This window comes from Saccharothrix sp. 6-C, assembly GCF_016695385.1.
Classification (GTDB): domain Bacteria; phylum Actinomycetota; class Actinomycetes; order Mycobacteriales; family Pseudonocardiaceae; genus Actinosynnema; species Actinosynnema texasense.
This window is the reverse complement of the sequence record NZ_CP064192.1, coordinates 8,794,102-8,812,991: the sequence shown is the minus strand read 5'-3', so window position 1 is coordinate 8,812,991 and position 18,890 is coordinate 8,794,102. Positions and strand designations below refer to the sequence as shown.

The following is an 18,890-nucleotide window of genomic DNA, read 5'->3' as shown; positions in this document are numbered from 1 at the left end:
TTAGTGCGGAAAAGATCAAAAGCTTGAAAGCATGTCCTCGCCGGACGGGCAGATCAGCAGGATGACCGGGGGGTTGGGTGGTTGTCTGCCGGGTCCGTCGTTGGTCCGGGGTACGTGCCATCCCGCCGACCTCCACAAGGGCTACCACACGTATCAAGGGGGGCGCCCCCAGTAGACGCCGCGACCGCACTGGACCACGCCCCCCTTGACACGCGTGGCAGGGCTGCGCCAGGTCGGCGGGATGACACGAACCCCTCCTCTAGGGAGAAGAGCCCGCCAGTGGACCGACAACGACCGGCCCGCGGCGACGGACCCGGCTCATCCCCCGTCGACCGTCACCCGACCCGCTGTCAGTGCCAGGGCGGTTTGCTCAATGAAGGGGTTCGTGTCATCCCGCCGACCTGGCTTTGCCCTACCGCGCGTGTCAAGGGGGCGTTGTCCAGCACTGACCGCGGCTTCGACTGGGGGCGCCCCCTTGATACGTGTGGTAGCCCGGAGGGAGGTCGGTGGGATGACACGCACCCCGGACCACAACGGACCCGCAACACAACCACCCAACCCCCCGGTCATCCTGCTGATCTGCCCGTCCGGCGAGGACATGCTTTTCAAGCTTTTCCAACCCTCGACCTCAACCTCAACCCCCACCTCACGTCACACGGAAGATCACCGGGTTGCTCGCCTTGCCCGCCACGAGAGCGGTGAGGAGGTAGTCGCCCGCGCCCAGCCTGGAATGCTTGCGGCAGCCCGGTTCCGACGTGCCGCCCGTCCACTGCAACCCGTAGGTGAACCGCTCCCCCGGCTGCATCACGCGCACCTCGGACCCCTCGGTGACGAAGCAGTCGTTGCTCGACCACAGCCGCGTCACGCCGTCCACGCTCGTCACGACCAGCTCGCGCACCCGTCGCCCGATCTCCTTCGCGCACGGCAGGGGGCCGGTGTTGGAGATGACGATGGTGAACCGCACGGGCTGACCGGCGGGGGTCGTGGGCTTGTCGACCTCGGCCACCACGGCGACCTGCGCGTCCTCGCACGGCGGAGGCGGGCCCGGCGGCAGGGTCGGTGGTGGCGGGGGCGGAGCGGGTGGCGTGGTCGAGGAGGAGGACGTGACCACGGGGGTGGCGGGCGGCTCCGGCGGGCGGGATGAGGGCTGCGTGGCCACGGGCGCCGCGTCGCCGTGCCCGATCAGCGCCCCGACGAGCCAGACCGCGAGGACCAGCGCGACCACCGACCCGGCGACGGCCAGCGCGCGGCGCCGCCAGTACACCGACCGCGGGTGCGGGCCTGTGGGCTCGGTCACGCCGTCGAAGGTAGCCGGGTCACGTGGAATTGACCGGGAAGCATCGGCCACCCGATGAGGTGAACGTGAGGTTGGCCCGATTCGCTTGCCCGCCATGCGGGAGGCAGGTTCCAATCCGAGGGAACAACGGGAGGTGTGCGATGACCGCGATCGACGAGCTGCTCCACCGCAACGCCGAATTGGGCAACATCGTTCCCGGCGACCGTTCCTCGCCGCGGCCTTCGATGCAAGTGGCCATCCTGACCTGCATGGACTCCCGCATCCGGGTGTTCGAGATCTTCGGCCTCAAGCAGGGTGAGGCGCACGTGCTGCGCAACGCGGGCGGTGTCGTGACGGACGACATGATCCGCTCGCTGGCGTTGAGCCAGCGCAAGCTCGGCACCCGTGAGGTGCTGCTGGTGCACCACACGAACTGCGGCCTGGAGCTGGTCACGGAAGACGACTTCAAGGACGAGCTGGAGCAGGCGTCCGGCCTGCGCCCGCCGTGGTCGGTGGAGGCGTTCCGCGAGGTGAAGGACAGCGTGCGCGGCTCGGTGAACCGGGTCCGGCACAGCGCCTTCCTCCCGCACCGGGACAACGTGCGCGGCTTCGTCTACGACGTGCACACAGGCGAGCTGACCGAAGTCGTCTGACCGGGGACGCCTGACCGGAGTCGTCCGACCCGAGACGTCTGACCGGAGCCGTTCGGCCGGAGTGGTCCGGCCGGAGTGGTCCGGCCGGACGGCCGGCCGGAAGTGGTCGGCGGACCGGTCGTGGAAGACTGTGCGTCGCTATGAGCCTGGACGCCGAGCTCCTCCTCGACTGGTTCGCCGACACCGCCCGCGACCTGCCCTGGCGACGGCCGGAGTGCACGGCGTGGGGCGTGCTGGTCAGCGAGATCATGTTGCAGCAGACCCCTGTGGCTCGGGTCGAGCCCATCTGGCACGAGTGGCTGGCCCGCTGGCCGACGCCGTCGGCGATGGCGGAGGCGAGCCAGGGCGAGGTGGTGCGCGCCTGGGGCAAGCTTGGCTACCCGCGCCGCGCCCTCCGGCTGCACGCCGCCGCGCAGGCCATCGCCGAGCAGCACGACGACGTCGTCCCGAGCGACGTCGACACCCTCCTGGCCCTGCCGGGCATCGGCGCGTACACGGCACGGGCCGTCGCGGCGTTCGCCTACGGGCAGCGGTGCCCGGTGGTCGACACGAACGTCCGGCGCGTCGTGGCACGGGCCGTGCACGGCGCGGGTGACGCGGGTCCGCCGGCCACGACCAAGGACATGAAGGACGTCGAAGCCCTCCTCCCCGAAGAGGAGAAGCGCGCCGCCGTCTACTCGGCCGCCTTGATGGAGCTGGGCGCCCTGGTCTGCACGGCCCGCGCGCCCAAGTGCGCGGACTGCCCGGTGTTCGACGGGTGCGCGTGGCAGCTCAACGGCCGTCCCGCGTACGACGGCCCGGCGAAGGTCGCGCAGAAGTTCGCGGGCACCGACCGGCAGGTGCGCGGCCTGCTGCTGGACGTGCTGCGCGGCACCAGCGAGCCGGTGGCGAAGTCCCGGCTCGACGTGGTGTGGTCGGACGCGGGCCAGCGGGACCGGTGCCTGCACTCGCTGCTCGTCGACGGCCTGGTCGAGCAGACGGCCGCGGGTCTGTTCGCGCTGCCCGGCGAGCACTGACCGTGCACGCGCTGGTGGTGTTCTTCGACGCCGAGGCCGACCAGGCCGTGCGGTCGTTGTGGCGGCGGATCGGCGCGCGGTCGGAGCTGCCGCCGCACCTGACCTACGCGGCGGCGGGCACGATCGGGCCGAAGGTGCGCGCCGAGCTGCGCGAGGACCTGTCCCGGCTGTGGCTGCCCGACGTGTGGTTGCAGACCCTCAGCGCCACCGGCAGCACGTTGCAGCTCGGCGCGGTCGTGGACGCCGAGCTGCTGGCCGTGCACTCGGCCGTGCACGACGTCCTGGCGGGCCGGGTGAAGAACCCCCACGGCAGGCACCTGCCGGGCACGTGGGTGCCCCACTGCACGCTGGTCGACGGCGAGGACGACGAGGTGAGGGTCGCGTTCGCCGAGCTGCACCCGATCACGCCGATCCGCGCCAAGACCCGCGAGATGGCGATCGTGGACACTCAGACCGGGTCGATCGACCCGCTCAGGAACGCCTCCACCGCGCCCCGGTAGACCTCCGGCGCCTCGTCGTGCACGACGTGCCCCGACTCCGGCACCACCAGGTGCGTCGCCCCGGTCCGCCGCGCCACCTCGGCCATCTGCCCGGCGCGCAGCCCGCCGAGGCCCGCCTCGATCACCAGCATCGGGCACCGGATGGCGTCGACGTGGTCCCAGTACGCCCGCTCGCCCCACTCGGAGGCGATCTCGTACAGGTCGGGCAGGTGCGCGATGAGGTGCCAGCCGTCCTCGCGCTCCTCGAACATCTCCTCCACCCGCGGCACGTCCACGACCTGCCGCACGTGCGCGAGGGACTCGAACGCGGGCGGCCACGCGTCGAAGTACCACTTCCACTCCTCGACCGTGCGGCCCCGGTTGTCCGGCACCACGTCCTCCGCCACGACCGCGCGCACCAGGTCTGGCCGGGTCGCGGCGAGCGCCCACGCGTGCAGCCCGCCCATCGAGTGCCCGATGACCACGGCGGGCGCGAGGTCGTGCCGCTCGATCACGGCGGCCGCGTCGGCGACGAAGTCCTCCGTCCGGTACGGCCCCCGCACCGGGTTGCGGCCGTGGCCGCGCGCGTCCGGCGCGACCACCCGCCCGTACGGCTTGAGCCACTGCGCCACCGTCCACCACGTGCTCGCCCGGCTCATCAGGCCGTGGAGCAGCAGGATGCCCTGCCCCGATCCCCCGAACTCCGCAACGCTCATGCGTGCATCATGTCGGCATGGCCATCAGTCCCAAGGCGCGCCCGTACCTGATCGTCGTCATCGTGGTGCTGGTGGTGGCCGGGATCGTGGTGGCCAGGATGCCGAGGGACGAGCCGACCGCGACGCCGACCGCGTCCGCGCCGGCCACCACCGCGCCCGTGGTGGACGCCGAGGGCGGCGACGGCGCCGGCGACGCGTACTACCCGCAGGACGGCAACACCGGCTACGACGTCGGCGCCTACGACGTGTCGGTCGGCTACGACCCGGCGACCAAGCGGCTGGACGGGGTCGCGAAGATCACCGCCACGGCCACCGCCGACCTGGCCCGGTTCAACCTGGACCTGTACTCGCTGGAGGTCACCGGCGTCGACGTGCGCGGGCAGGCCGCCGACTTCCGGCAGGAGGGCGACCACGAGCTGGTCGTGACGCCCGCGACCCCCCTGGCGAGCGGTGAGGAGTTCACCACCACCGTCCGGTACGGCGGCGAGCCGACCCTGTTCGAGGACCGTGCCCTGGGTCGCAGCGGCTGGCAGATCTCCTCCTCCGGCGGCGCGTTCGCGGCGGGCGAGCCGCACTCGGCGACCACCTGGTTCCCCGCCAACGACACCCCGCGCGACAAGGCGTCGTTCGCGTTGACCGCGCGCGTGCCGGAGGGCTGGTCGGTGATCTCCAACGGTGTCGAGGGCGGTTCCACCACCGCCGACGGCTGGACGTCGTTCCGCTGGGTCGCCGAGCAGCCGATGGCCACCTACCTGACCACGATCGCGATCGACCGGTGGACCGTCGAGCGGTCCGCGCTGCCCGACGGCACGCCGGTGGTGGACGCCTACGCGCCGGGCGCGGAGGCCGGCAGGCAGCACGAGCAGCGGCTGCCGGAGGTGCTCGCGTTCCTGGCGGAGAAGTTCGGGCCCTACCCGTTCTCCTCGGCGGGCGGCATCTTCCTGGCCGACGACATCGGTTTCTCGCTGGAGACGCAGACCCGGCCGATCTACGCGGGCTGGGCCGACCTCGACACCGTGGTGCACGAGAACGCGCACCAGTGGTTCGGCGACTCGGTGAGCCTGGAGAACTGGGCCGACATCTGCCTGAACGAGTGCTTCGCCTCCTACGCCCAGTGGTTGTGGGCCGAGGCGAAGCAGGGCGTCGACCTGGACGACCGGTACCGCGCCGAGGTCGAGCGGGTGGGCGAGCGCGAGACGTACTGGGGTCGCAAGCTCTACGACATGGGCCGGGGCAACGAGTTCCGGGGCGTCTACGACAAGGGTCAGCTCGCGCTGCACGCGTTGCGCCGCCAGATCGGCGACCCGGCGTTCGACCGCGTGCTCAAGGACTGGGTGGCCGCGAACCGGGGCGGCAACGCGTCGTGGCCGGAGTTCGAGGCGCACGCGGAGCAGGTGTCGGGCCAGGACCTGGACGCGTTCTTCACCGCGTGGTTCCGCGGCGACCAGGCGCCCGCCGACGAGTTCCTCTACCCGGGCCCGCTGCGCCGCTGACTCCCCTGCGCCGCCGACTCCCCCGGCCGCTGACTCCCGGGCCGCCGACTCCCCGGGCCGGTCGGTGAAACTGGCTACAGTGGTTACATGGCGACGTGGGCGAGGACGCTGACCCGGCCGGACGGGCAGAGCTTCCGCTTCGACCCCGGCAGCTTCGCGATGGAACTGCTGGTCAGCGGCGGACCTGGTGAGCTGCGGGTGTTCGAGGAGCTGCACCGGCCCGACGACCTGGCCGCCTGGCTGGTCGACTCGCGCCTCGCCGCGACCGCGCCCTTCACCGCGGCCGACGTGCGCGTCACCGAAGCCGAGCTGGCCGCGGTGAAGCGGCTGCGCGACGCGTTCTGGCGGGTCGCGCGGGCGATGGTCCGGGACGCCGACCTCCCGGCCGACGACCTGGCGGTGCTGAACGCGGCCACCGCCGAGACACCGCGTCCGGTCGTCGACCCGCGCACGCGAGCGCTCACGTGGGCACGGCCGATCACCGGCACGCAGGTGCTGGGCGCGGCGGCGCGGGACGCGGTCGAGCTCGTCGCGCACGGCGGCGTGCGGGAGTGCTCGGCGGACAACTGCGGCCTGCTGTTCGTGGACGCCTCCCGGGCGGGCAACCGCCGCTGGTGCTCGATGGAGCGCTGCGGCAACCGGCACAAGGTCCGCGCCCACCGGGCACGCCACGAGACGGAACCGGCCGGGGCGCAGTAACGTCGGGGGCATGGCGGTTGTGAAGATCAATGCGATCCACGTGCCCGACGGCTCGGGCCCCGAGCTGGAGAAGCGGTTCGCCGCGCGCCTGGGCGCGGTCGACTCCGAGCCCGGTTTCCTCGGGTTCCAGCTCCTGCGGCCGGTCAAGGGCGACGAGCGGTACTTCGTGGTCACCCAGTGGGAGACCGAGGAGGACTTCCAGAACTGGATGGGCGGCCGGGCCAAGGAGGCGCACTCGGGCGAGCGCGCCAAGCCCGTCGGCACCGGGTCGGACCTGCTGGAGTTCGAGGTCGTGCTCAGCTCCCAAGCGAAGAAGTGACCCCCAGAGGGTGAACGAGGCGCTCGACCGCGCGGCGGAGCTGATCTCCTCCGCCGACGCGGTGCTGGTGTGCGCGGGCGCGGGGATGGGCGTCGACTCCGGCCTGCCCGACTTCCGCGGCGCGACCGGCTTCTGGCAGGCCTACCCGCCCTACGAGCGGCTGGGCCTGCGGTTCGAGGAGCTGGCCGACCCGGTGCACTTCGTGGAGGACCCGGCGCTCGCGTGGGGCTTCTACGGGCACCGGCTCGACCTGTACCGGCGCACGCTCCCGCACGACGGGTTCCGCGTGCTGCGCGAGTGGGGCGCGCGGGTGTTCACGTCGAACGTGGACGGCCAGTTCCAGCGGGCCGGGTTCGACCACGTGGCCGAGGTGCACGGGTCGATCCACCACCTCCAGTGCGTGCAGCCGTGCACGGACGACGTGTGGCCGGCCGACGACGTCGTGGTGGACGTGGACCCCGCGACGATGCGCGCCACCGGGCCGCTGCCGTCGTGCCGCAACTGCGGAGGGCTGGCGCGGCCGAACATCCTCATGTTCGGCGACTGGGCGTGGCTCGGCGGGCCGTCGCAGAAGGCGTTGGACGCCTTGGCGCAGTGGCGCCGGGCGCACCGCGACATCGTCGTGCTGGAGCTCGGCGCGGGGGTCGCGGTGCCGACCGTGCGGCGTCAGGCGGAGCTGGCCAGCGCCGCGTCGGGCGCGTTGGTCCGCGTCAACCCGCGCGAGCCGGAGGTGCGGCACGGGCGCGGGGTGTCCCTGCCGATGGGCGCCTTGGCGGCGATCACCGAGCTGGCACGACGAATCGGCTGACCACGGCCCGGTGGTCCGAGCCGGGGATGTCGACCACGGTGAACGTGTCGACCGGGCACCGCCCGTCCACCAGCACGTGGTCGAGCGTCACCGGCGGCGGCCACAGCGCGCCCGACGGCCAGGTCGGGTCCAGGCCCGCGCCCACCTGGTCGGCGGCGTCGACGTAGCCGCTGTTGAGGAGCCGGCGCAGGCCGACGTGGTCCAGGGTGGCGTTGAAGTCGCCCGCGAGCACCCGCACCGGACCGTCCAACTCCCGGTCCGGCAGGCCCGCCAGGTCGCGCTGCCAGCTCTCCGGCCCGACGGCCTCCACCGGCGGCAACGGGTGCACGGACAGCACCTCCAGGTCCTCGCCGGGCAGGTCGACCAACGCGCCGGCCTGGCGCAGCGTGCTGGGCGGCGTGAGCGTGCGCGGGAACACCGGGTAGCGGGACGCGACGCCGGACCCGGAGCCGCCCGGCTCGTCCAGGAAGTGCCGGAAGGGCAGCACCTCGTCCAGGCCCGCCCGTTCGAGGTCGAGCACCATCGCCGGGGTCAGCTCCTGCACCGTGAGCACGTCGACGTCGTGCGCCTTCACCGCCGCCACGACCGCCCCCGCGTCGGCCTTGCCGACCAGCACGTTCGCCGCCATCACGGTCACCTCCCGGCCCACGCCGACCGGCCGCGAGTCGGGGAACGCGCGCGGCGCGACGGCCGCCACCAGCACCACCGCGACCAGCGTCGTCAGCGTGCCGACCGCCCAGCGCCGCAGCAGCAGCGCCAACGCGCCCAGCACCACGCCGGCCGCCGTGAAGTAGGGCGTCAGGGCCGTCGTGGCCACCATGTGGCGGGTGCCGTCGATGCCCAGCAACCGGGTGAAGGCGGCGAGCAGGAACGTGATGGCCGCCACTACCAGCAGGAATGTCGTCCCCTTGCGCCTGGTGCGGCGTTCCTCGATGTCGACCACGCGTTCTAGTCTGCCCGAGTGGATGTTTTGCTGACGGGTTTCGAACCGTTCGGCGGGGAGCTCACCAACCCGTCCTGGGACGCGGTCCAAGCGGTGCGGTCGGACGGTCACCGGCTGACGAAGCTGCGCCTGCCGTGCGTGTTCGGCGAGTCGGTCGCCGCGGTGCGCGAGGCCCTCGCCGCCCGCCGGTACGACCTGGTCGTGTGCGTGGGGCAGGCAGGTGGCCGGGACGGGGTCACACCGGAGCGCGTCGCGGTGAACCTGGACGACGCCCGCATCCCCGACAACGCGGGCGGGCAGCCCATCGACGAGCCGGTGGTGCCCGGCGGTCCGGCGGCGTACTTCACCGGGCTGCCGGTGAAGGCGTGCGTGGCGGCGTTGGCGGCCGAGGGCATCCCGGCGTCGGTGTCGCACTCCGCGGGCACGTTCGTGTGCAACCACGTGTTCTACGGCCTGATGCACCTGGTCGCGACCGAGCACCCGGGCGTGCGCGGCGGGTTCGTGCACGTGCCGTTCTCGCCGGAGCAGGCCGAGGCGGGCGGCCACCCCAGCCTGCCCGTCGCCACCACCGCCCGGGCGCTGGAGCTGATCGTGCGCACGTCGCTGAGCACGTCCGTCGACCTGCGCGCCACCGCCGGCACCCTGCACTGACGGCGGCCTGAGGACGCGAAAACGCCCCCCGGGCGAACCCGGGGGGCGTTCACGTCGGTCACATCAGGCGGACTCGGAGTCCGAGTCGCCGCCCGAGTCGCCACCGGAGGCGGCCAGGTCGACCGGCGGGGCGTCCGGCACCTGCAGCGGCTTGGTCTCGCCGCGGAAGGTGAAGTGCGCCTTGTCGTCGGCCTCGGACTCGCCGTCCCAGCCCTCGACGTCGGTGATGATGATCTGGCCGGGCTGGATCTCCCCGAACAGGATCTTCTCCGACAGCTGGTCCTCGATCTCGCGCTGGATCGTGCGACGCAGCGGCCGCGCGCCGAGCACCGGGTCGAACCCGCGCTTGGCCAGCAGCATCTTCGCGCGATCCGTGAGCTCGATCGCCATGTCCTTGTTCTTCAACTGCTGCTCGACGCGGGCGATCATCAGGTCCACCATCTTGATGATCTCGTCCTGCGTGAGCTGGTGGAAGACGATGATGTCGTCGATGCGGTTGAGGAACTCGGGCCGGAAGTGCTTCTTCAGCTCGTCGTTGACCTTGTTCTTCATGCGCTCGTAGTTGGACGCGGTGTCCTGACCCGAGGTGAAGCCGAGGCCGACGGCCTTGCTGATGTCCGACGTGCCCAGGTTGGACGTGAAGATGATGACGGTGTTCTTGAAGTCCACCGTCCGGCCCTGACCGTCGGTCAGGCGGCCGTCCTCCAACACCTGCAACAGCGTGTTGTAGACCTCCTGGTGCGCCTTCTCGATCTCGTCGAACAGCACCACGGAGAACGGCTTGCGACGCACCTTCTCGGTGAGCTGGCCGCCCTCTTCGTAGCCGACGTAGCCGGGAGGGGCACCGAACAGGCGCGACGCCGTGTAGCGGTCGTGGAACTCGCCCATGTCGATCTGGATCAGGGCGTCGTCCTCGCCGAACAGGAAGTTCGCCAGCGCCTTCGACAGCTCGGTCTTGCCCACGCCGGACGGGCCGGCGAAGATGAACGAGCCGGACGGGCGCTTCGGGTCCTTCAGGCCGGCCCTCGTGCGGCGGATCGCCTGCGACACGGCCTTGACCGCGTCGACCTGGCCGATGATCCGCTTGTGCAGCTCGTCCTCCATGCGGAGCAGACGCGTGGTCTCCTCCTCGGTGAGCTTGAACACGGGGATGCCGGTCCAGTTCGCCAGCACCTCGGCGATCTGCTCGTCGTCCACCTCGGCGACGACGTCGAGGTCGCCGTCCTTCCACTGCTTCTCCCGCTCGGCCTTCTGGCCCAGCAGCGTCTTCTCCGCGTCACGGAGCTTCGCCGCGCGCTCGAAGTCCTGCGCGTCGATCGCGGACTCCTTGTCCCGGCGCACGTCGGCGATCTTCTCGTCGAACTCGCGCAGGTCCGGCGGCGCGGTCATCCGGCGGATGCGCATCCGCGCGCCCGCCTCGTCGATGAGGTCGATCGCCTTGTCCGGCAGGAACCGGTCGTTGATGTACCGGTCGGCCAGCGTCGCGGCGGCGACCAGCGCGGAGTCGGTGATCGAGACGCGGTGGTGCGCCTCGTACCGGTCCCGCAGACCCTTGAGGATCTCGATGGTGTGCTCCAGCGACGGCTCGCCGACCTGGATCGGCTGGAACCGGCGCTCCAGGGCGGGGTCCTTCTCGACGTACTTGCGGTACTCGTCGAGGGTGGTCGCGCCGATGGTCTGGAGCTCGCCCCGGGCCAGCATGGGCTTGAGGATCGACGCGGCGTCGATCGCGCCCTCGGCCGCGCCGGCGCCCACCAGGGTGTGGATCTCGTCGATGAACAGGATGATGTCGCCGCGCGTGCGGATCTCCTTGAGCACCTTCTTGAGGCGCTCCTCGAAGTCACCGCGGTAGCGCGAGCCCGCGACCAGCGAACCCAGGTCCAGCGTGTAGAGCTGCTTGTCCTTCAGCGTCTCGGGCACCTCGCCCTTGACCACCATCTGGGCCAAGCCCTCGACCACGGCGGTCTTGCCCACGCCGGGCTCGCCGATCAGGACCGGGTTGTTCTTGGTGCGGCGGGACAGCACCTGCATGACCCGCTCGATCTCCTTGGTGCGCCCGATCACCGGGTCGAGCTTGCCCTCCCGCGCGCTGGCGGTCAGGTTGCGCCCGAACTGGTCGAGGACCAGGGAGGAGGACGGGGTGCCCTCGCCGCGGCCGCCGGACTCCGCCGGCTCCTTGCCGCCGGAGTAGCCGGACAGGAGCTGCAGGACCTGCTGGCGCACCCGGTTGAGGTCCGCGCCGAGCTTGACCAGCACCTGGGCGGCGACGCCCTCGCCCTCGCGGATCAGGCCGAGCAGGATGTGCTCCGTGCCGATGTAGTTGTGCCCCAGCTGCAGCGCTTCGCGCAGTGACAGCTCGAGCACCTTCTTGGCGCGCGGGGTGAAGGGGATGTGGCCGGATGGGGCCTGCTGACCCTGGCCGATGATCTCTTCGACCTGCTGGCGGACGCCCTCCAGCGCGATCCCCAACGACTCCAGCGCCTTGGCGGCGACACCTTCACCCTCGTGGATCAACCCCAGGAGGATGTGCTCGGTGCCGATGTAGTTGTGGTTGAGCATCCGGGCCTCTTCTTGGGCCAGGACAACCACCCGCCTCGCGCGGTCGGTGAACCTTTCGAACATTCGCACTCCCTGACTGCTGCGCCGGCGGTCCTCGGGCTCACCCCTGGCCGACCGTCTGGCTGACCGTTGGAGAGCGCGGCACCGTGGGACCACTGTAGTCGTCAGCCCCGACACTCTCAGTTCCCGATCGCAGGCAGCCGTCTTCGGGGATCTCTGACATCGGTATCAACGCGTGATCTGCCAGCGGGATTCCACGGAACGGGGGTTGTCCGCTGAGCGCGAACATTCAACCGTTCGGCGACCTCGGGGGTGATCGGGGTCACCGAAGTGGTGCGAGTTAGGGCAACCTCGCTAAGGTTAGGCAAGCCTCACGCTTCACTGGACCACTCGCCCACCCCGGACCGACGAGGAACTCCTGGACATGACCGTACCGGCGCGGACGACCGTGTGCGACGTGACGACACCCGTCGCCCGGTCCCTCGGGCGGGCCTCGCTGTACGAGGGCTTCGAGACCCGGTTCGGGCTGCCGGCCGAGCGCGGCGAGTGGGTCCTGTGCTCGGAGCTCATGGGCGAGCCGGAGCGGTTCGACGCGTGGCGCGAGACGTTGTCGCGGTGGCTGCTGGAGCAGCACGGCGAGGCGCCCGAGCGCACCACGGCCGGGTACGTCATGAGCTGGTACCTCAACGTCGTGGGCGTGCTGGGCGGGCTGCTGTTCCACACCGCGCGGCGGGTGCCGTCGCTGCGGCCCGCCGACGTGGCGATCAAGGTCGCGCCCGCGGGCCGGCCGCACGTGGTCGGCGTGGCGCTGCTGAGCGACGAGTTCGCGTGCCTGCCGGACGACCCGGAGGGCGACCACCCGGCGGCGACGGTGGTGGCCGACGAGACCGCGTTGGCGGCGCTGCTCAGGGCCCGGTTCGCGGCGCACAGCGCGCAGTTCGTGGGCGCGTACGGGCCGACCGTGCGGCTGGGGCGGCGGATGCTGTGGGCGGCGGCCACGGACGCGCTGGACAGCGCGGCGTGGACGGTGGGCCAGCTGTGCGGCGACGAGACGGCGGGCGTGATGGACTCGGCGCTGCTGCTGCCGGCCAAGCTCGACCCGTTCACCTCGGCGTCGACCCTGAAGGCGACCGACACGGGCTGGACCCGCCGCCGCGAGAGCTGCTGCTTCCACTTCGTGCTGCCGAACGCCGAGGCCTGCGCCACCTGCCCCCGCGTCCGCTGACCCTCCGCAACGCTCACTTCGCCTGTCCGGAACGCAGGACACGCGCGTTCGGAACGTAGGACACGCGCGAGAGTCCTACCTTCGCGCCGCGCGTGTCCTACGTTCGGAACAGGCGTGTCCTACGTTCGGAACAGGTGAGTTCAACGTTCGGGCGTGCGCTGGCGATGGCCGATCGGGACCACCAGCGGGGTGCCGGTGACCGGGTCGGGGACGACGCGGGCCTCCAGGCCGAAGACCTCCAGCAGGTTCGGCTCGGTCAGCACGTCGGCCGGCGCGCCGGCCACCACGATCCGCCCTTCCTTCATCGCGACCAGGCGGTCGGCGTAGCGGGCGGCGAGGTTCAGGTCGTGCAGCACCATCACGACGGTCCGGCCGAAGTCCCGGTGCAGCCGCTGCACGAGGTCCAGCACGTCGATCTGGTGCGCCAGGTCCAGGTACGTCGTCGGCTCGTCGAGCAGCAGCAGGTCCGTGCCCTGGGCCAGCGCCATCGAGATCCACGCCCGCTGCCGCTGCCCGCCGGACAGCTCGTCCACGGTCCGGTCGGCCAGCTCCGCCATGCCCGTCATCGCCAGGGCCGACGTCACCGCCGCCTCGTCCTCCGGCGACCACTGCCGGTACCACGCCTGGTGCGGGTGCCGGCCGCGCGCGACCAGCTCGGCCACGGTCAGCCCCTCGGGCGCCTGCGGCGACTGCGGCAGCATCGCCAGCACCTTCGCCACCTCGCGCGTGGGCGTCCGGTCGATCCGCTTGCCGTCCAGCACCACCGCGCCGGACCGGGCGGGCAGCAGCCGGCCCAGCGCCCGCAGCAACGTCGACTTGCCGCACCCGTTGGGCCCGATCACCGCCGTCACCGAACCGGACAGCACGTCCAGGTCCAGCGCGGACACCACCAGCCGCTCCCCGTACCCCACGGACAGCGACTGCGCCTGCAGCCGAACAGCGGTCATACCCGTGCCTCCCGGCGACTGCGGACGAGCAGGTACATCAGGTAGGGGGCGCCGAGCACCGCCGTCACCACGCCGACCGGCAGCTCGAACCCGCCGAACGCCAGCCGCGCGACCAGGTCCGACACCACCACCAGCAGCCCGCCGACCACGGCCGACCCGAGCAGCGGCGGCGTGGCGGTCCCGGCCACCCGCAGCGCGATCTGCGGTGACGCCAGCGCCACGAACGCCACCGGTCCGGCCGACGCCGTGGCCACGGCCGCCAGCACGACCGCGAGCAGCAGGAGCACGCTCCGCGCGCCGTTGAGCCGCACGCCGAGCCCGCGCACGGTGTCGTCGTCGAGCTGCAACGCGCCCAGCAGCCGCGAGCCGACCAGCGCCGCCGGGATCAGCGCCGCCAGCGCCAGCCCGACCGGCACGACGTGCTCCCACCCGCGCCCGTTCAGGCTGCCGGTGATCCACACCATCACCCGCGCCGCGTCGGTCACGTCGCCGACGGTCAGCAGGTAGTGGGTGAAGTTGCCGGTCACGGCGGAGACGCCGATGCCGACGAGCACGAGCCGGAACCCCTCGATCCCCCGCCGCCACGCCAGCCCGTGGACGAGCAGCCCGGCCAGCAGCCCGCCGCCCAGCGCGGCCAGCGGCACGCCGACCGTCGCCAAGGTCCCGCCGACCGCGCCCATCGACCCGGCGAACGTGATCACGGTGACCGCGCCGGCCCCCGCGCCCCACGTCACGCCGAGGATGTCCGGGCTCGCCAGCGGGTTGCGCGCGATCGACTGGAAGATCGCGCCCGCGACCCCGAGCGCCGCGCCGACGAGCACCCCGGTCAGCGCCCGCGGCAGCCGCAGGTCGAGCACGATGAACCGCTGCCCGCGTTGCCCGCCGCCGAGCAGCACGTCGAACACCTGCGCCAGCGGGATCGGGAAGTCGCCGCGGGCCACGCTCACCGCGCCCGCGAGCACCACCAGCGCCAGCCCCACGACCACCACGGCGAACGGCCGCCACCGCAGCGGTCCGGACACGGGCCCGACCCGGAACCCCGTCACAGCTTCACCAGCTTCCGCCGCCGCACCAGGGCGATGAAGAACGGCGCGCCGACCAGCGCCATCACCACGCCGACCTCCAGCTCTCCCGGCCTGGTCACGACCCGTCCGACGACGTCCGCGACCAGCAGCACGATCGCGCCGATCACCCCGGCGAACGGCAGCAGCCACCGGTAGTCGGGTCCGGTCAGCGCCCGCGCCGCGTGGGGCACGACGAGCCCGAGGAACCCGATCGGCCCGCACACCGCCACCGCGCCGCCCACCAGCAGCGTGGTCGCGGCCACGCCGACGACCCTGGTCGCCGCCACCCGCTGCCCCAGCGACCTGGCCACGTCGTCGCCCAGCGACAGCGCGTTCAACCCGGGCGCGTTGGCCGCCGCCAGCGCGAGCCCGAGCACCAGGAACGGCAGCACCTGCCACAGCACGACGAGGTCGCGCCCGGCGATGCCGCCGACCTGCCAGAACCGGAACGCGTCGAGGCTCTGCCGGTCCAGCAGCACGATGGCGGACACCAGCCCCTGCATGAGCGCGCTGACCGCCGCGCCGGCCAACGCCAACGTCACCGGTGTCGGCCCGCTGCGCCCGGACCCCAGCAGGAACACCGCGACGCTGGCCACGAGGGCGCCGCCGAACGCGAACCACACGTACCCGTAGAGGCTGGTCACACCCAGCGTGAAGATCGACAGCACGACCGCGAACGCCGCGCCCTGGGTGACGCCGAGGATGCCCGGGTCGGCCAGCGGGTTGCGGGTGTGGCCCTGCATCAGCGCGCCGCCGACGCCCAGCGCGACCCCGACCGCGATGCCGAGCAGGGTGCGCGGCACCCGCAGCTCGCGGACGACGAGGTCGTTCTCCAGCCCTGTCGGCGCGGTCAGCGCGTGCCAGACGTCGACGATCGGGATGTCCTTCGCGCCGATGGCGACGCTGGCGAGCGCGACGAGGGCGAGGAGGCCGACGAGCAGGGCCAGTCGGGTGGTGCGGAGGGCCAACGCGCGTGCTCCTCCCCCGGCGATCCGACCTTCGGTGAGGTGAGCCTAACCGAACACGGTGCGGCCACCGCCGAGCACGCTCCGTGCCGCCGAACGGTCGAGTCGAAGATCACCTGGGTGGGCCGGCGCCGTTCCGCACAATCGATCTTCACAACCGCGCCGGCAAGTCCTGGAAAACAACCGAAGGGGCGCCGGAGGATTCCGGCGCCCCTTCGTCGATTGACGTAATTGCCGTGGCCTGGGCCACGTGCACAACCGGCGTCAGCCCTGCTGGTGGTAAGCCTCCAGCACCTCGGCCGGGATGCGACCGCGGTCGGAGACCTTCATCCCCTGCTTGCGCGCCCACTCCCGAATGGCCTGGTTCTGCTCACGATCCGCCGAAGCCGGACGAGCTGCCTTCACACCGGCCGGACGACCCGGGCCGCGCTTGCGACCGCCCGCCTTGCGGGCACTGGCGACGAAGTCGGCGAGAGCGTCGCGGAGCCTGCCCGCATTGCCCGCAGAAAGGTCGATCTCGTAGGACACACCGTCCAATCCGAAGCCGACCGTCTCCTCTGCCTTCCCACCGTCCAGGTCATCGACCAGGGTCACGGTGACCTTCTGCGCCATGCGTATCCTCCTGGACTCGAATGCGCGGTGTTCCCCGACCGCGACCTAAAGCATTGGCGAGTGCAGGTTAGCGCACAACTGGAGGAATGCGCCGCCTGGAGTCCGAGAAGTTACTCATTCCGGGCGCACGAGGGGGAACAGGATCGTCTCCCGGATACCGAGACCGGTGAGCGCCATCAGCAGGCGGTCGATGCCCATTCCCACACCACCGCTCGGTGGCATTCCGTACTCCAGTGATCGCAGAAAGTCTTCGTCGACCGGCATCGCCTCGGCGTCACCGGTCGCCGCCAGCCGGGCCTGGGCTTCCAACCGCTCCCGCTCGACCACCGGGTCCACCAGTTCCGAGTATCCCGTGGCCAACTCGAAACCGCGCACGTACAGGTCCCACTTTTCGGCCACACCCGGCCGGGTGCGGTGCTGACGGGTGAGCGGCGAGGTCTCCACCGGGAAATCGCGCACAAACGTGGGCGCGTGCAGCGCGTCACCGACCAGGTGCTCCCACAGCTCCTCGACCAGCTTGCCGTGCCCGGTCTTCGGGTCCGTCTCCAGGCCGTGCTTGTCGGCCAGCTCGCGCAACCGCTCCGGAGAAGTTTCGGGCGTGACTTCTTCGCCCGCCGTTTCGGACAACGAGTCGTACATGCCCATCGTCGTCCACTCGCCACCGAGGTCGTACTCCGTGCCGTCGACCAACGTCACCACGTGCGAACCGGCGATCGCCAACGCGGCTTCCTGGATCAGCTCCCGGGTCAGCACCGCGTTCGAGTCGTACGTGGCGTACGCCTCGTAGTACTCCAGCATCGAGAACTCGGGCGAATGAGACGAGTCCATGCCCTCGTTGCGGAAGTTGCGGTTGATCTCGAAGACCTTCTCGATACCGCCCACCACGCACCGCTTCAGGTACAGCTCGGGCGCGATCCGCAGGAACAGGTCGATGTCGAGCGCGTTCGACCGGGTCACGAACGGCCGGGCGGTCGCGCCGCCCTGCAACGTCTGCAACATCGGGGTCTCGACTTCGATGAAACCGCGCCGGTGGAACGACTCCCGCAACGAGCGCACCACGGCGGCCCGGTTGCGCACCGTGTTCCGCGCCTGCTCGCGCAGGATCAGATCCACGTACCGCTGGCGAATGCGGGTTTCCTCGGCGAGTTCCTTGTGCGCGACCGGCAACGGGCGCAACGCCTTCGCCGTCATGGACCACCGGTCGGCCATCACCGACAGTTCGCCGCGGCGGGACGTGATGACCTCGCCGTGCACGAATACGTGGTCGCCCAAGTCGACGTCGGACTTCCATTCGCCGAGCGACTGCTCGCCGACGCCGTTCAGGCTCAGCATCGCCTGCAGTTCGGTGCCGTCGCCCTCGCGCAGCGTGGCGAAGCACAACTTGCCGGTGTTGCGGATGAACATCACCCGGCCCGTCACACCCACCACATCACCGGTCGCCGTGTCCGGTTCCAGGTCCTGATGCGCTTCGCGGACCTCGCGCAACGTGTGCGTGCGCGGAACTTCGACCGGATACGGGTCGACACCGCGTTCCAGCAGTCGCGCCCGCTTCTCCCGGCGCACCCTCAGCTGCTCGGGGAGATCGTCGTCGCTGGTCGCGGAACCGGTCGCTGGCTGCTCACTCACAGGACGAAGAGTACGGAAAGACCACTCGGGAAATCGAACCGGATCTCACTAGGCTCTTCCTGGTGACGGGAGATGACTTGCGGGCCAGGCGGGCGAACTCCTTCGGAGCGCGCGCCTCGGCGTACGCGGAACACCGACCGGACTACCCCGCCGAGGCCATCCGCTGGGTGCTGGAGCCGCTGGGCGAAGGGCCGCGCCAGGTGCTCGACCTCGGCGCCGGCACGGGCAAGCTGACCGGCGGGCTGCTCGCCCAGGGCCACCACGTGACGTCGGTGGAGCCGAACGAGGCGATGCTGTCCGAGTTGGTGCGCCACCACGGCGCGGCGCGCGCGTTGCCCGGCAGCGCGGAGCGGATCCCGCTGCCGGACGGCACGGTGGACGCCGTCGTGGTCGGCCAGGCGTTCCACTGGTTCGACCCGGCGCGCGCGATGCCGGAGATCGCCCGCGTGCTGCGGCCGCGCGGCGTGCTGGCGTCGATGTGGAACGACTACGACGACTCGGCGCCGTGGCTGGCGGAGTTCGTCCGGACCGCCCAGTCCAGCGTCAGCGCGCAGGACGAGTTGGCCTTCGACCCGATGACCGAGCACGAGCTGTTCGGCGACGAGGAGACCCGGGTCTTCCCGCACGCGCACCGGCGCACCGCCGAGTCCCTGGTCGCGATGGTCAACACCCACTCGCACGCCTTGGTCGTCCCGGAGGAGGAGCGGGCCGCGATGAACGCGAGGATGCTCGCGTTCCTCAAGTCCCGCCCCGAAACCGCCGAGGGCGAGTTCGACCTCCCGTTGACCACCTACGTCAAGCGCACCCGCCGGGTGGCCCACTGACCGCGAGGTCGCGGG

19 protein-coding genes are annotated in these 18,890 nt (G+C 71.5%); 10 read left to right on the top strand and 9 right to left on the bottom strand.

Annotated elements, in window-relative coordinates; genetic code table 11:
• Positions 1 to 646: 646 nt before the first annotated feature.
• Positions 647 to 1,297, bottom strand: coding sequence for a hypothetical protein (locus IOD16_RS38695; protein ID WP_201438259.1), 651 nt, complete (start codon positions 1,295 to 1,297; stop codon positions 647 to 649).
• Between the two features lie 140 nt (positions 1,298 to 1,437).
• Here IOD16_RS38695 and IOD16_RS38690 point away from each other — a divergent pair, with 140 nt between their 5' ends.
• From IOD16_RS38690 to IOD16_RS38680, 3 genes are all read left to right on the top strand, one after another.
• On the top strand, positions 1,438 to 1,929 hold the full coding sequence (locus IOD16_RS38690; RefSeq protein WP_123744470.1) for a beta-class carbonic anhydrase: 492 nt from the start codon (positions 1,438 to 1,440) through the stop codon (positions 1,927 to 1,929).
• A gap of 140 nt (positions 1,930 to 2,069) precedes the next feature.
• Positions 2,070 to 2,945 (top strand): A/G-specific adenine glycosylase, encoded by an 876-nt coding sequence (locus IOD16_RS38685; RefSeq protein WP_201438258.1) that lies wholly within the window; start codon positions 2,070 to 2,072, stop codon positions 2,943 to 2,945.
• Positions 2,946 to 2,947: 2 nt separating this feature from the next.
• Positions 2,948 to 3,445: a 2'-5' RNA ligase family protein gene (locus IOD16_RS38680; protein WP_201438257.1), complete on the top strand. Its 498-nt coding sequence runs from the start codon at positions 2,948 to 2,950 to the stop codon at positions 3,443 to 3,445.
• Here IOD16_RS38680 and IOD16_RS38675 read toward each other — a convergent pair.
• On the bottom strand, positions 3,394 to 4,140 hold the full coding sequence (locus IOD16_RS38675) for an alpha/beta fold hydrolase (RefSeq protein ID WP_123744473.1): 747 nt from the start codon (positions 4,138 to 4,140) through the stop codon (positions 3,394 to 3,396). The genes IOD16_RS38680 and IOD16_RS38675 overlap by 52 nt on opposite strands.
• A gap of 17 nt (positions 4,141 to 4,157) precedes the next feature.
• On the opposite strand from IOD16_RS38675, the gene IOD16_RS38670 reads away from it, so the two are divergent.
• From IOD16_RS38670 to IOD16_RS38655, 4 genes are all read left to right on the top strand, one after another.
• A complete protein-coding gene (locus IOD16_RS38670) occupies positions 4,158 to 5,633 on the top strand; it encodes a M1 family metallopeptidase (RefSeq protein ID WP_201438256.1) in 1,476 nt (491 codons plus the stop codon).
• Between the two features lie 87 nt (positions 5,634 to 5,720).
• Entirely contained in the window at positions 5,721 to 6,332 is a 612-nt protein-coding gene (locus IOD16_RS38665; protein WP_201438255.1) for a CGNR zinc finger domain-containing protein, read from the top strand.
• 10 nt (positions 6,333 to 6,342) lie between these two features.
• The gene (locus IOD16_RS38660; RefSeq protein ID WP_123744476.1) at positions 6,343 to 6,651 is read left to right on the top strand and encodes an antibiotic biosynthesis monooxygenase family protein; all 309 of its coding nucleotides are present in this window, start codon (positions 6,343 to 6,345) and stop codon (positions 6,649 to 6,651) included.
• A gap of 10 nt (positions 6,652 to 6,661) precedes the next feature.
• Positions 6,662 to 7,459: an SIR2 family NAD-dependent protein deacylase gene (locus IOD16_RS38655; protein WP_201438254.1), complete on the top strand. Its 798-nt coding sequence runs from the start codon at positions 6,662 to 6,664 to the stop codon at positions 7,457 to 7,459.
• Here the strand turns inward: IOD16_RS38655 and IOD16_RS38650 are convergent.
• On the bottom strand, positions 7,431 to 8,402 hold the full coding sequence (locus IOD16_RS38650; RefSeq protein ID WP_201438253.1) for an endonuclease/exonuclease/phosphatase family protein: 972 nt from the start codon (positions 8,400 to 8,402) through the stop codon (positions 7,431 to 7,433). The two genes, IOD16_RS38655 and IOD16_RS38650, sit on opposite strands and share 29 nt — an antisense overlap.
• An 18-nt stretch (positions 8,403 to 8,420) precedes the next feature.
• Here IOD16_RS38650 and pcp point away from each other — a divergent pair, with 18 nt between their 5' ends.
• Complete coding sequence (gene pcp / locus IOD16_RS38645) at positions 8,421 to 9,053, top strand: pyroglutamyl-peptidase I (protein ID WP_201438252.1); 633 nt, start codon at positions 8,421 to 8,423, stop codon at positions 9,051 to 9,053.
• A 63-nt stretch (positions 9,054 to 9,116) separates the two neighbouring features.
• Here the strand turns inward: pcp and IOD16_RS38640 are convergent, their stop codons facing one another.
• The gene (locus IOD16_RS38640; protein WP_123744479.1) at positions 9,117 to 11,675 is read right to left on the bottom strand and encodes an ATP-dependent Clp protease ATP-binding subunit; all 2,559 of its coding nucleotides are present in this window, start codon (positions 11,673 to 11,675) and stop codon (positions 9,117 to 9,119) included.
• A 361-nt stretch (positions 11,676 to 12,036) separates the two neighbouring features.
• Here IOD16_RS38640 and IOD16_RS38635 point away from each other — a divergent pair, with 361 nt between their 5' ends.
• Positions 12,037 to 12,837, top strand: coding sequence for a (2Fe-2S)-binding protein (locus IOD16_RS38635; protein WP_123744480.1), 801 nt, complete (start codon positions 12,037 to 12,039; stop codon positions 12,835 to 12,837).
• Positions 12,838 to 12,977: 140 nt separating this feature from the next.
• Here IOD16_RS38635 and IOD16_RS38630 read toward each other — a convergent pair whose 3' ends face one another.
• The 5 genes from IOD16_RS38630 to lysS all read right to left on the bottom strand — a co-directional run bounded on the left by IOD16_RS38630 (position 12,978) and on the right by lysS (position 18,051).
• Positions 12,978 to 13,784: an ABC transporter ATP-binding protein gene (locus IOD16_RS38630; RefSeq protein WP_201438251.1), complete on the bottom strand. Its 807-nt coding sequence runs from the start codon at positions 13,782 to 13,784 to the stop codon at positions 12,978 to 12,980.
• Positions 13,781 to 14,830 (bottom strand): FecCD family ABC transporter permease, encoded by a 1,050-nt coding sequence (locus IOD16_RS38625; protein WP_201438250.1) that lies wholly within the window; start codon positions 14,828 to 14,830, stop codon positions 13,781 to 13,783. Before IOD16_RS38625 ends, IOD16_RS38630 begins: the two co-directional genes overlap by 4 nt.
• Positions 14,827 to 15,816, bottom strand: a complete 990-nt coding sequence (locus IOD16_RS38620) for a FecCD family ABC transporter permease (protein WP_328809394.1) — start codon at positions 15,814 to 15,816, stop codon at positions 14,827 to 14,829. Before IOD16_RS38620 ends, IOD16_RS38625 begins: the two co-directional genes overlap by 4 nt.
• A gap of 261 nt (positions 15,817 to 16,077) precedes the next feature.
• Complete coding sequence (locus IOD16_RS38615) at positions 16,078 to 16,425, bottom strand: histone-like nucleoid-structuring protein Lsr2 (RefSeq protein ID WP_033443198.1); 348 nt, start codon at positions 16,423 to 16,425, stop codon at positions 16,078 to 16,080.
• Between the two features lie 114 nt (positions 16,426 to 16,539).
• A complete protein-coding gene (gene lysS / locus IOD16_RS38610) occupies positions 16,540 to 18,051 on the bottom strand; it encodes a lysine--tRNA ligase (RefSeq protein ID WP_201438249.1) in 1,512 nt (503 codons plus the stop codon).
• 62 nt (positions 18,052 to 18,113) lie between these two features.
• Here lysS and IOD16_RS38605 point away from each other — a divergent pair, with 62 nt between their 5' ends.
• Entirely contained in the window at positions 18,114 to 18,875 is a 762-nt protein-coding gene (locus tag IOD16_RS38605; protein WP_236594625.1) for a class I SAM-dependent methyltransferase, read from the top strand.
• The last annotated feature ends 15 nt before the right edge of the window (positions 18,876 to 18,890 follow it).